The sequence below is a fragment of the Rhizobium sp. BR 315 genome (assembly GCF_050577975.1).
Classification (GTDB): Bacteria; Pseudomonadota; Alphaproteobacteria; order Rhizobiales; family Rhizobiaceae; genus Rhizobium; species Rhizobium miluonense.
Window position 1 is genome coordinate 19,328 of sequence record NZ_JARWKZ010000038.1, and the last position, 12,913, is coordinate 32,240.

Sequence of the window (12,913 nt, forward strand, 5' to 3'; positions counted from 1 at the left end):
ATTGGTGCGGTTCGGCGTTTTCGTAAGCCCTGAACCGCTCAATTTCCTTGTTCACGCAATTCCGGATGGAAAATTGCTATGCAATTCTCCTGGAACTGCTCTAGGTCTTCAGAAGTTCGCGCGCAACGATGAGTTTTTGAACTTCCGTCGCACCTTCATAGATGCGAAGCGCGCGGATCTCCCGATAAAGTCTTTCCGTTATCTCGCCCGACCTCACGCCGCGCCCGCCAAAGAGCTGGACGGCGCGGTCGATGACGCTCTGCGCGGTTTCTGTCGCCGTCATCTTGGCCATGGCCGCTTCACGCGTTGTCGGTAGGCGCTGCACGTCGCGACGCCAGGCGGCGCGATAGGTCAGCAATGCTGCCGCGTCGATGCCGGTCGCCATGTCGCCGAGGGCAGCTTGCGTCAGTTGAAGGTCGCCGAGCGTGGCGCCGAACATGGGGCGTGCGCGAACGTGGGCGAGCGATTCATCCAGCGCGCGGCGGGCAAAGCCAAGGCTTGCTGCTGCGACCGAGGCGCGGAAGATGTCGAGCGTGCGCATGGCGATCTTGAAGCCTTCGCCCGGTGCGCCGAGGCGGCGCGACGCGGGAATGCGGCAATTCTCGAAGCGGATCGTTGCCAAGGGATGCGGCGCGATCACCTCGATGCGTTCGGCGATCGAGAAGCCGGGGTCATCGGCAAAGATGACGAATGCGGAGATGCCGCGGGTCCCCGGTGCTTCGCCCGTGCGTGCGAACACGGTGTAGACGTCGGCAATGCCGCCGTTCGAAATCCAGGTCTTCTCGCCGTCGAGAACATAGTGATCGCCTTCGAGACGGGCGGCGCAGCTCATGGCAGCCACGTCGGAGCCAGCGTCTTTTTCGGAAAGCGCAAAGGCGGCAAGCCAGTCGCCGGAGCGTACCTTGGGCAACACAGCGGTGCGCAATGCCGGCGAACCGGAAAGGCCGATGGCCCCGGTGCCGAGCCCCTGCATGGCAAAGGCGAAATCGGCTAGGCCGTCATGCCAGGCCAGCGTTTCGCGAGCGAGGCAGACCATACGGGAATCGATCAGGGGATCGTCATGGGATGTGCCCGTCGCAGCGGCCAGAAGCCCGGCGTCGCCGAGCGACTTGACCAGCTTGCGGCAAGCACCATCGACATCGGCATGGTCGATCGAGGCCATGGCGGCGGATTTGCCGAAGGCGTCGAGCTCCGCGGTGTAGCGGTGATGACGCTCCTCGAAGAAGGGCCAATCCAGGTGATCGCGTGTCGGGCCGGGGAGGCTGCGTGCCGTGGACATCAGCTCAATCCCCCTGGAATTCCGGCCGGCGCTTGGCCGCGAAGGCTTCGAAGGCGCGGCGGAAATCCTGCGTCGCCATGCAGATCGCCTGCGCCTGCGCTTCGGATTCGATCATTTCCTCGATACCCATCGCCCATTCCTGATTCAGCATGGTCTTGGTCATGCCGTGGGCGAACCAGGGGCCATCTGCCAGCGAACGAGCGAGTTTGACCGCTTCGCTTTCCAGATCGGCATTGTTGTGCAGGCCGTTGTAGAAGCCCCACGCGTGTCCTTCCGCCGCCGTCATCGAGCGGCCGGTATAGAGAAGTTCTGCGGCGCGGCCCTGGCCGATGATGCGGGGCAGGATCCCGCATGCGCCCATATCGGCACCGGCAAGGCCGACGCGGGTAAAGAGGAATGCCGTCTTGGCTTCGGGCGTCGCGAGCCTCAGATCGGAGGCCATGGCAAGGATGGCGCCGGCACCGGCGCAGATGCCGTCGACCGCCGTGATGATGGGCTGCGGGCATTTGCGCATCGCCTTGACGAGATCGCCGGTCATGCGCGTGAAAGCCAGGAGCTCGGGCATCGCCATGCGGGTCAGCGGTTCGATGATCTCGAAGACGTCGCCGCCGGAGGAGAAATTGCCGCCGGCGCCTGTCAGCACGATGGCGCGGATATCGGATGCATAGGCGAGATCGCGGAAGAGATCGCGCAGCTCGGCATAGCTGTCGAAGGTCAGCGGATTCTTACGTTCCGGGCGGTTCAGGCGGATGGTTGCGACGCGTCCGTCTTCGCTGACATCCCAGAGGAAATGCTGCGGCCTGTAATCCTTGAAGGGCTTCAGGTGTCCCTTCATCGTCATGTCCCGATCGCTCATCGCCCTTAAATCTCCCCACCGGCAACCGCAATTGCCTGTCCATTGATCGATGCCGCTGCAGGCGATGCCAGCCATAGCACGGTGTCGGCAACCTCTTCCGGCTTGATCAGCCGTCCCTGCGGATTGGATTTCGTGAACTCGCCAAGCGCCTGTTCGGGCGTGCGCCCGGTCTTGGCGACGATCGTCTCGATCGACCGCTGGATGATCGGCGTATCGGTAAAGCCTGGGCAGACGGCATTGACCGTGATGCCGGTCTTGGCAAGTTCGAGCGCCAACGAGCGGGTCAGGCCGACGACGCCATGCTTGGCGGCGACGTAAGCCGAGACGTAGCCGTATCCCTTCAAGCCGGCTGTCGAGGCGATATTGATGATGCGCGCGCCGGGACCACGAGCTTTCAGGTCGGGAAGGGCTGCCTGCGTCACCACGAAAACGCCCGTCAGGTCGACCGAGAGGACATGGTTCCAGGCTTCCAGGCTTGTCTTCTCGAAGGGAGCACTCGGCGCTTCGCCAGCATTGTTGACGAGGATATCGACCGGGCCGAATTTTTCGCGCGCGTTAGCGAGGCCCCGGGCTACGGCGTCGGGGCTCGTGACATCGAAACCATCGACCACGAACGCATGCGCACCGATTTCGGCGGCAACCGCTTCAAGCGGCTCTTTGCGGCGGCCGGCCAGGCTGACATGCGCTCCTTCGACGACGAGCGCCCTGGCGATCGCGGCACCGATGCCGCTGCCGGCGCCGGTGACGAGGGCGTGACGGCCAGCGAGTTTGCCCGAAGTCGTCATTTCATCCTCATTTCGCCGGTGCGGCGGTGGCCGCGCGGGCGAGGTTGGTTTCGTACTGGATCTTGCCCGAGAGATATTGCTTCGGCCAGGGAATAGAAGTCAGCCCAATCTTGGCGGCTTCATGCAGCGCCCAGGCTGGATCCGCCAGATGCGGGCGGGCGACGGCGCAGAGATCGGCTCGCCCGGCGGCAATAATCGAATTGGCGTGGTCGGCCTCCGAGATCGCACCGACGGCGATCGTGGGAATGCCGATTTCGTTGCGGATCTTGTCGGAGAAAGGCGTCTGGAACAGGCGGCCGTAAACTGGCTTTTCCTGCTTGGAGACCTGGCCCGAAGAGCAATCGATCAGGTCGGCGCCGGCTTCCTTGAACATGGCGGCGAAGATCGCGGCATCTTCCGGCGTGTTACCGCCATCGGTCCAGTCATGGCAGGAGAGGCGGATCGAGATCGGCTTGTCTGCCGGCCAGATCGCCCGTATCGCCTTGAAGACCTCAAGAGGATACCGGGCGCGGTTTTCGTGGCTGCCGCCATACTCGTCGTCGCGCAGATTGGTCAGCGGCGACAGGAAGCTCGACAGCAGATAGCCGTGGGCGCAGTGCAATTCCAGCCAGTCGGCACCTGTCTCGATTGCTAGCTTGGTCGAGCGGATGAAATCGGCATTGACGCGGTCCATGTCGGCGCGATCCATGGCCTTCGGCACCTGGCTGTGTTTGAGGTAGGGGACTGATGATGCCGAGATCAGCGGCCAGTCGCCTTCGATAAGCGGCTGGTCGATCCCTTCCCAGGCGAGTTTCGTCGCACCCTTGCGTCCGGCATGGCCGATCTGGATACCAACCTTGGCGGCGCTGCTCGCATGAACGAAGTCGACGAGCCGCCTCCACTGCGCAGCCTGCTCCTCGTTCCAGAGGCCGAGGCAGCCAGGGGTGATGCGCGCGTCCGGGGTCACGCAGGTCATCTCCGCGAAGATCAGTCCGGCGCCGCCAAGAGCGCGCGAGCCGAGATGGATGATGTGGAAATCATTCATCACGCCATCCTGAGCCGAATACATCGCCATCGGCGACATGACGATGCGGTTGACGAGCTGGACATCGCGCAGCCGGTAGGGTGTGAACATCGGTGGCAGGCACCGATCGTTGCCGACGGTGAGGCCGGATTTCTCGGCAAACCAGCGCTCATAGCCTTCAAGCCAGGTCTTGTCGCGGAGCCTTAGATTTTCGTGGCTGATGCGCTGCGAGCGCGTCAGCATCGAATACATGAACTGCGGCGGCTCGAGCGTGTCGGCATAGCGGCGGCCGACGACTTCGAACCATTCCATCGCATTGCGGGCGGCATTCTGGATGCGGGCGACGTCGACGCGGCGGATTTCCTCGTAGGTCTCCAGAACGGCCGGAATCTTGTCTTTCTCGTGCCCGTGGATCTGGAACTGGCGGGTTAGCTCGATGGCGTCATCGATGGCAAGCTTGGTGCCGGAACCGATGGCGAAATGCGCGGTGTGAGCGGCATCGCCCATCAGCACGACATGGGAATTGCCGTTGAAATGGCTCCACTTGCCGCAGATCAGGCGGTTGAAGTTCAGCCAGGCCGAGCCACGGATATGGCGGGCATTGGTCATCAACGAAGCGCCGTCGAGCACTTCGGAAAACAGGTTTTCGCAGAAGGCGATGGAGCCGTCCTGGTCCATCTTGTCGAGGCCGTGGGCCAGATAGGCTTCTTCCGTCGTCTCGACAATGAAGGTCGAGGTCTTGTCGTCGAACTTGTAGATATGCGACTGGAACCAGCCGTGGTCGGTGCGGCGGAAATCGAAGGTGAAGGCGTCGAAAAGCTTGTTCGTGCCGAGCCAGATATAGCGGTTCGGCCGGGTGATCATATCAGGCTGGAAAATTTCCGGATAATGATTGCGGACCCTGGAATTGAGGCCGTCCGACCCGATGACCAGATCTGCGTCGGGGTAATCGAGATCGGAATTGACGTCCGTTTCGAAGATCAGCTCGACGTCGAGCTCTTCGCAACGCTTCTGCAGGATATTCAAAAGCTTCTTGCGGCCGATGCCGACGAAGCCGTGGCCCGATGTGCGCTGGCGCGTGCCCTTGAATAGGACTTCGATATCGTCCCAATGGTTGAACGCGTCCTCGATTTCGGCAGCACTTTCCGGATCCCATTCGCGCATCGAAACCATGGTGGCATCGGAGAAGACGACGCCCCAGCCGAAGGTATCATAAGGGCGGTTGCGCTCGACGACGCGGATCGAATGCTCGGGATGGAGCTTCTTCATCAGAAGCGAGAAGTAGAGCCCTGCGGGGCCGCCGCCGATACAGACGATGCGCATCGCTTTTCCCTCCTGTGAAACCGAGGTTGGTTCCGAAAAATCATTTAAGTTTAAAATATCTCGCTGCTGGCATTCGTCAAGAGATTTCGTTCCGGAATCTTGGGGCCGAGCGTTTGCACGATACCGCGAAAATTTCAAAAAGTCCTTTTAAATCAAATGATAGGCAAAAATATTTTAGGCTTAAAATTTCTTGCTTGAACATTTCATTCGGCGGTGCGATCTTTTTAGCGACGTCACACATACCGCCCTGGGGAGGCGGCGATGATGGCGATTGATCGAGAAGCATGTGGGAGCGAGGCAATGCTGGGACCGACCGGTCACATCGATACATTCACACGAGACAATCTGCCGCCTTTGGGTGAATGGCCCGAGCTGTTGATGGATGGTTTCGATTATCCGGAATGGCTGAATGCCGGCTTCGAGCTCAGCGACCGAATGGTCGAGAAGGGCTTCGGCGACCATGTGGCCCTGATCGGGAATGGCCGTCGCCGCACCTATAAGGAGCTGGCGGACTGGACCAACCGTATTGCCCATGCGCTTGTCGAAGACTTCGGCGTTAAACCCGGCAATCGCGTTCTCATCCGCTCCGGTAATAATCCGGCGATGATTGCTTGCTGGCTGGCAGTGACGAAGGCCGGTGCCGTGGCGGTCAATACCATGCCAATGCTGCGGGCAGGCGAACTTTCCAAGGTCATCGACAAGGCGGAAATCTCCTTCGCGCTCTGCGATACACGGCTGCTGGAGGAGCTTGTCACGGCAGCCAAGGACAGCCGCTTCCTCAAGCAGGTCATCGGCTTCGACGGCACCGCCAACCACGATGCCGAACTCGATCGCGTCGCGCTCAACAAGCCCGTTCGTTTCGAAGCGGTCAAAACCGGCCGGGATGACGTAGCGCTGCTCGGCTTCACATCGGGCTCGACGGGCGTGCCCAAGGCCACCATGCATTTCCATCGTGATATCCTGATCATCGCCGATGCCTATGCCAAGGAAGTGCTGCAGGTGACGCCCGATGATGTCTTCATCGGCTCGCCGCCGATCGCCTTCACCTTCGGCCTCGGCGGCCTGGTTATCTTCCCCCTGCGCTTCGGCGCATCGACGGCCCTGCTTGAAAATGCGTCGCCGAAGAACATGGTCGAGATCATCCAGGAATACGGCGCGACGATCAGCTTCACCGCGCCGACGGCCTATCGCGCCATGCTGGCGGCGATGGAGGAGGGGGCGGATCTTTCGTCCCTGCGCATTGCGGTTTCCGCCGGCGAGACGCTGCCCGGCCCGATATTCGAGGAGTGGACGCGCAAGACCGGCAAGCCGATCCTCGACGGCATCGGCTCGACCGAGATGCTGCATATCTTTATCTCCAACCGGCTCTCCGATGCCAAGCCGAAGAGCACTGGCAAGCCGCTGACGGGCTATGAGGCCCGCGTCGTCGATGACGAGATGAACGAGGTTCCGCGCGGCACGATCGGCAAGCTTGTCGTTCGCGGGCCGATCGGCTGCCGTTATCTCGCAGACCACAGGCAGGCCGATTATGTGCGTGACGGCTGGAACCTGACGGGCGACAGCTTCATTCAGGATGCAGAAGGCTATTTTCATTTCGCCGCACGCTCCGACGACATCATCCTTTCCGCCGGTTACAATATTGCCGGGCCGGAAGTGGAAGCTGCGCTTCTCTCGCATGCCGACGTGCTGGAATGCGCCGTCGTCGGCAAGCCGGATGAAGAGCGGGGCCATATCGTTCAGGCCCACGTGGTGCTGGCGCCGGGCGTTTCCGGCTCGGAGCTGTTGGTCAAGGCGCTGCAGGATCACGTCAAAGCCGTGATCGCGCCCTACAAATATCCGCGCTCCATCATCTTCGTCGAGGCTTTGCCGAAGACGGAATCGGGCAAGATACAGCGTTTCCGCCTCAAATAGCGGAAATGCCTTTTCAGGCTGCGTGCTCCTGTCCCGCATCGCGCCCAAGCCATTTCGGGTCGATTTCCGGCAGGGGAATAGCGTCCAGCAGCATGCGCGTATAGGCGGAGGCGGGTGCGGTGAAGACGCGCTCGCAATCGCCTTCTTCTTCGACACGGCCAAGGCGCATGACGTAGACGCGGTCGCAAACGGCGCGGATGACCGAGAGATCATGGCTGATGAAGGCCATGGAAAGGCCGAGGTCGCGCGAAAGTTCCTTCAGCAGATTGAGCACCTGCGCCTGTGTCGACACGTCGAGGCCGGAAACGATCTCGTCGGCAAGCACGAAATCCGGCTTCAACAAGGCCGCCCGCGCGATGCCGATGCGTTGGCGCTGGCCGCCGGAAAGCTCATGCGGATTGCGATCGAGGCAGGCTTGCGGCAACGTCACGCGCTCGAGGATTTCAGCAACCTGTCGCTCGGCGCCTTTCCGGTCTGCCGCAAGTCTATGCAGGAGAAGCGGTTCTACGAGGATGCGGCGGATCGTGTGGCGTGGATTGAGCGAAGCCATCGGATCCTGGAAGATCATCTGCATGCGGCGGCGCAACGGCCGCATTTCGGCATCGGGCAGGCGGGTGATGTCCTTGCCGTCGAAATGGATGCCGCCTGCCGTCACATCGACGAGCCGCAGCAGCGCACGACCCAGCGTCGTTTTGCCCGAGCCGCTTTCGCCGACGATGCCGACCGTCTCGCCGCGGCGGATGTCGATATCAACGCCGTGCAGCACTTTGATGCCATGGCCCGCCGGGCCGAAGAGATGTGGTTTGGCACCATAGGTGACCTCAACGCCCTTAGCAGACAGGAGGGTGTCGGAAACGCTCATCGGCTTTCCTTCGCAATGCCGATCTCGCGGCGCAATTGGTCGAACACAGCCTGCGGAACCGGTGTCAGCCCGGCATCCGGCCGGTCGTAGCGCGGGCCGGCGGCAACAAGCGATTTTGTGTAAATGTGCTGGGGATGCGCGAGCACGTCGCTCGTGCGCCCCTCTTCGATGACCTTGCCGGCGTAGAGCAGGGTCACGCTGTCGCAGATCTGGGCGACGACGCCGAGATCGTGCGTGACGAAGATGACGGCGGTGCCATGCGCCTCCTGCAGACCGCGGATCAGCCGCAGGATCTGCTTCTGCACGGTGACGTCGAGCGCCGTTGTCGGCTCATCGGCCACGACCAGCTTCGGCTCCAGTGCGAAGGCGGCGGCGATCAAGATGCGCTGGCGCATGCCGCCGGACAATTCGTGGGGATAGGCGCGCAATACGCGTTCGGGATTGTGGATATGGACTTCATCAAGCAGTTTCAGCGCGCGCTGCCGAGCATCGCGTGATGACATGCCCCGCTTCAATCGGAGGCCGTCGGTCAGTTGCGCCTCGATACGGCGGCCGGGATTGAGCGCCGTTTGCGGGTCTTGCGGGATCAGCGAAATCTCGCTGCCCATGATGCCGCGCAATTCCCTCGCGGAAAGGGTGAGAAGGCCGCGGTTCTCGAACAGAATCGAGCCGGTGGTGATGCGGACGCTGCGAGGCAGGATGCCGAGTAGCGCCTTGGCGATGGTCGATTTTCCGGCGCCGCTTTCGCCGACGAGTCCGCGTACTTCGCCGCGCTCAAGCGTGAGAGAAACGTCGCGCAGGATCAGTGCGCCGCCGTCGCGGTCGGATACGGCGCTAAGGCCGGCAATGGAAAGAAGCGGAGATGTCATCGGCGCATCACCGGATCGAGGGCGCGGCGCAGGCCATCGCCGAGTTGATTGAAGGCCAGCACCGTCGCGAAAAGGGCGATCAGCGGCACCACCAGCACCCACCAGCCCTGGTAGATCATCTGCCGCCCCTCGGCGATCATGCCGCCCCATGTCGGCGTGTCGGATGCGACCGACAGGCCGACGAAGGACAGGATGGCTTCGACGATGACGGCGATGCCCATTTCCAGGCTGACGAGGGCGATCAGTACGGGCGTCACATTGGGCAGGATTTCGCTGAAGAGGATTCTTGCCCGCGAAAAGCCGATCGTATGGGCGGCGGTGACGTAATCCATCTGCGCCTGTGCCTGGGTTTCGGAGCGCACGACGCGACAGAAGCGCGTCCAGTCGATGATGACGATGGCGGCGATGACCGAATGCACGCCGGATCCGAAGACCGCGACCAGCAGGATCGACAGCAGCACCGGCGGGAAGGCCATCCAGATATCGACGAGGCGCGAGATCACCTTGTCGATCCAGCCGCCGTACCAGCCGGCGAGGAGGCCGAGCAGCGTGCCGATGAAGGCCGCGAGCCCTGCCGCAACGAAAGCGACCGTCAAAGCAATGCGCGTGCCGAAGATGGCGCGGGACAGCACGTCGCGGCCAAGATCATCCGTGCCGAGCAGGAAGCCCGGATCGGAACCATCCACCCAGGCCGGCGGTAATGTTCCGGACATCAGGTCCTGCTCCAGCGGATCCTTCGGCGCGATATAGGGCGCGAAGATTGCGAGAATGATCAGGATCAGGATGAAGCCACCGCCGAAGATCACTTTCGGCTCGGAGAGCAGTGCCCGAATGCGTTTCGCCATTCTTGAGGGTGGTCTCGGTAGGGCGGGCGAGGTGACGTCAGCCATGGGCGAGCCTCGGATTGAAGGCCGCGACCAGGAGATCGACCGCCAGATTGACAAGAATGAAGATGGCGCCGAAGACCAGGACAAGCCCCTGGATCAGCGGTAGGTCGCGGTTGATGACAGCATCGATGGCCATGTTGCCGATGCCGGGATAGGCGAAGATGCGCTCGACGATGACGGTGCCGCCGATCAGGAAAGTGAATTGCACGCCGGTCAGCGCGATCGTCGGGCCGACGGCATTGCGCAGCGCTTCCTGCAGCACCAGCCGCAGATCGGACATGCCCTTCAGCTTGGCGAGCAGAATATAGTCCTGCACCATGGCCTCGGAGAGCGCGGCTTTGAGCACGCGAGCGATGATGGCTGCCAGCGGCAGGCCCAGCGCCAGGACCGGCATGACCATATGCGCGCAGATGTCGGCCAAGATCCCGAAGCGAAGCGTCACCAGACTTTCAACGAGATAGAAGGGGGTTGCGAATTGCACGTCGATGCTCGGATCGATGCGGCCGGAGAGCGGGAAAAGCGGAAACAGGACCCCCAGAACCAGGACCAGCGCTAGAGCCCAGACGAAATCCGGAACGGCGAGGAAAAGGCCGTTGAGGCTGTCGATAACGGGCTCGAAAATCGTGCGGCGGGCAAGCGTGCCGACGATGGCGACCGCACCGCCGAGAAGAACCGCCAATACGAGGGCCGCAAAAGCAAGTTCCAGCGTCGCGGGGAGGCGCTCTCCGAGCAGGGATAGCACATCACGCTTCAGGGAGATCGACGTCCCGAAATCACCTATGAGGACCGATTTCAGCCAGATTCCGAACTGTGTTGTCAGGCTTGCATCAAGACCGTAATGGGCGCGGAGCGCTGCGATGTCCGCGGGGCTTGCGCCCGGTGAGATCATCATGGCGATCGGATCGCCCGGCACGACGCGCAGTAGCACGAAGACGATCAGCGCTACGCCAAAGAGCGTAACGACGGCCATGATCAGGCGGTTGAGAATGGAAACTGCTATCATTCGTTATGAATTCCGATCGCACGGCTGATTGCGATGAGAGCCCTGAGCCCCTCATCCGCCCTGTCGGGCACCTTCTCCCCGTTTTGACGGGGAGAAGGGGAAAGAGGCATCTACAGCCTACCCCTAACGACGCGTTCCGGCGAGGATACAAAAGTCGTCCCCTCTCCCCGCTTGCTGGGAGAGGGCTAGGGTGAGGGGGCAAGGCCACACGGTCAAAGCTAGACGTATCAACCCTTAGACACCAGCGTCGGCTGCAAGGCGCCGGAAACGTTCGGCGTTACCTTCAGGCTCGACTTGTAGACGATCGGCTGAACATATTGCAGCAGCGGGATCACATAGCCCTGTTCGGCGATGTATTTGATCGCCGCTTTCCAGCCGGCAATGCGCTTGGCCTCATCCTTTTCCACCCAGAGTGGCCCCAGCATGTCGTCGACATCCTTGGTCTTCCAGGCGGAGTGCGGCGAGGGGCCGAACATGGCGAAGCCGGTCGAGGTCGTCGGGTCGCCGATGGCGTTGCCCCAGTTGTAGAAAGCCGCCGGCCCGAGCTTGTGGGCTGCGCGCAGCTCGTAGTGCTTGGCGATTTCGTAGACTTCGATTTCAGCCTCGATGCCGACCTTGCGCCACATGCCGACGATCGCCTGGATCATCTCGTAGTCCTTCGGCTTGAAGCCGCGGGTCGTCTTGATGGTGAACTTGACCGGCTTTTTCGTCGAATAGCCGCTGGCAGCCAGGAGCTTCTTGGCTTGTTCCGGATCGTAAGCGGTCTTGATGGAGGCATCGTAGGCTTCGTATTCCGGAGCTTCGAGCGTCGACAGCGGATTGCCGTAGCCACGCAGCAGCCGCTTGATGATCGCGTCCTTGTCGATCGCCATGTTGGCAGCAAGGCGGACATTCTTATCGAGCATCGGGTCGACGTTGCTGATGAAGATCATGCCGATGTCGGAGATCGGAGTGGCAACGCCGGCCAGACCGGACTTCTGTTTCAGCCGGTCGAAATCTTCGTAAGGGATTTCCAGCGTCACGTCGGACGAGCCGGACTCGATTTCGGCGACGCGGCTCGTCGTGTCGGGCACGAACTTGAAGATAACAGTGTCGAAGGCGGGCTTGCCGCCGAAATAGTTGGGGTTCGCCTTCAGGCGCAGATAGGAATTGCCCTCATAGGCGTCGACCATATAGGGGCCAGTACCGATGGGCTTCTTCTCGAAACCTTCCGCACCCACCTTGGTATAATAGTCCTTCGGCAGGACGTAGCCGGTGAGGAACGCCATCCACTTGAAGAAGGTCGGCTCGAAGCGGACGACATCGCCGGTAATGCGGTTGCCTTCCACCTTATAATTGCTGGCGGTCGACCAGATGAACTGGATCGGGTTGCCGGTTTCCTGTTTGGCGGCCCGCTCCAGCGACCAGACGATGTCTGCCGGCGTGAACTTGGAGCCGTCATGCCAGGTGACGCCTTCACGGACGTCCATCCAGACCTTGGTTTTGTCGTCGTTCCAGCCCCAGGCGGTGAGTAGGCCCGGCTGGAATTTCAGGTCCGGCCCCTGGCCGATGAACTGGTCGAAAATCGAGCGATAGATCGCCTGGATCGTCGGGTTGACTGCCGACGGCCCGGTAGTCGGGTCGAAGGACGGCAGGTTGACGTTGAAGGCGATGGTCAGCGTGCCGGCTTCGGCGGCTTCCACAGGCGTCCGGCCTGCGAGAATCCCAGTAATGAATGCTGCTGCGCCGAGGCTCAGGGCCTCGCGCCGAGTAAGTGTTGTCATGGTCACTCCGTTCCCCTGTTAAGCGGCAGAAAAAGCATGACGCCCGCCTGCCACTGGCGATTTATTGTCGGAATGTTTTAATCTTAAAATACGTATTTCGGAGCGGCAAGCGCTTTCTCTGACCCTTTCAAAAAATCCAGATCCCTGATTGTCATGTGCCTTGATAAGGTGCCTATATTTTATGCGTATGCATATATATGCGTTGGCAATCGTTGGTGTGGCGGTTGCGGTTTCCGAAGATGGCTGCTTTGTTCCCGCTTACAATGGCAATATGGCGTATGATATCTCCTATTTGTTCGTTGACAGCCCATGGAGGTTCAAAATATGATTTTGCAAATGATTTAAAAGAAGCCCGTAGGGCAAAGGGGTAAC

General features: G+C 61.2%; 10 protein-coding genes. 1 reads left to right on the forward strand and 9 read right to left on the reverse strand.

All coding sequences use genetic code 11. The features are described 5' to 3' along the window. Positions 1-100: 100 nt before the first annotated feature. The 4 genes from QD409_RS26205 to QD409_RS26220 are packed head-to-tail and all read right to left on the reverse strand — an operon-like array spanning position 101 to position 5,246. Entirely contained in the window at positions 101-1,279 is a 1,179-nt protein-coding gene (locus tag QD409_RS26205; RefSeq protein ID WP_092848646.1) for an acyl-CoA dehydrogenase family protein, read from the reverse strand. Between the two features lie 4 nt (positions 1,280-1,283). Then, positions 1,284-2,135: an enoyl-CoA hydratase family protein gene (locus QD409_RS26210; RefSeq protein ID WP_092848634.1), complete on the reverse strand. Its 852-nt coding sequence runs from the start codon at positions 2,133-2,135 to the stop codon at positions 1,284-1,286. A gap of 5 nt (positions 2,136-2,140) precedes the next feature. Further along, positions 2,141-2,920 carry an SDR family NAD(P)-dependent oxidoreductase gene (locus tag QD409_RS26215; protein WP_092848623.1) on the reverse strand — a complete coding sequence of 260 codons (780 nt, stop codon included), beginning with the start codon at positions 2,918-2,920 and terminating at the stop codon, positions 2,141-2,143. Between the two features lie 7 nt (positions 2,921-2,927). After that, entirely contained in the window at positions 2,928-5,246 is a 2,319-nt protein-coding gene (locus tag QD409_RS26220; protein ID WP_430764047.1) for a bifunctional salicylyl-CoA 5-hydroxylase/oxidoreductase, read from the reverse strand. Between the two features lie 300 nt (positions 5,247-5,546). Between QD409_RS26220 and QD409_RS26225 the strand changes: the two genes are divergently transcribed. Next, entirely contained in the window at positions 5,547-7,157 is a 1,611-nt protein-coding gene (locus tag QD409_RS26225) for an AMP-binding protein (protein WP_092848609.1), read from the forward strand. A gap of 13 nt (positions 7,158-7,170) precedes the next feature. On the opposite strand, the gene QD409_RS26230 is transcribed toward QD409_RS26225, so the two are convergent. From QD409_RS26230 to QD409_RS26250, 5 genes are all read right to left on the reverse strand, one after another. Further along, the gene (locus tag QD409_RS26230; protein ID WP_092848599.1) at positions 7,171-8,019 is read right to left on the reverse strand and encodes an ATP-binding cassette domain-containing protein; all 849 of its coding nucleotides are present in this window, start codon (positions 8,017-8,019) and stop codon (positions 7,171-7,173) included. Next, complete coding sequence (locus QD409_RS26235) at positions 8,016-8,888, reverse strand: ABC transporter ATP-binding protein (RefSeq protein WP_092848591.1); 873 nt, start codon at positions 8,886-8,888, stop codon at positions 8,016-8,018. The genes QD409_RS26230 and QD409_RS26235 overlap by 4 nt, the downstream gene beginning before the upstream one ends. Continuing rightward, positions 8,885-9,733 carry an ABC transporter permease gene (locus QD409_RS26240; RefSeq protein ID WP_430764048.1) on the reverse strand — a complete coding sequence of 283 codons (849 nt, stop codon included), beginning with the start codon at positions 9,731-9,733 and terminating at the stop codon, positions 8,885-8,887. Before QD409_RS26240 ends, QD409_RS26235 begins: the two co-directional genes overlap by 4 nt. Before the next feature lie 37 nt (positions 9,734-9,770). Further along, positions 9,771-10,778, reverse strand: coding sequence for an ABC transporter permease (locus QD409_RS26245; RefSeq protein WP_092848579.1), 1,008 nt, complete (start codon positions 10,776-10,778; stop codon positions 9,771-9,773). A gap of 227 nt (positions 10,779-11,005) precedes the next feature. Further along, positions 11,006-12,541 carry an ABC transporter substrate-binding protein gene (locus QD409_RS26250; protein ID WP_092848570.1) on the reverse strand — a complete coding sequence of 512 codons (1,536 nt, stop codon included), beginning with the start codon at positions 12,539-12,541 and terminating at the stop codon, positions 11,006-11,008. Positions 12,542-12,913 lie beyond the last annotated feature (372 nt).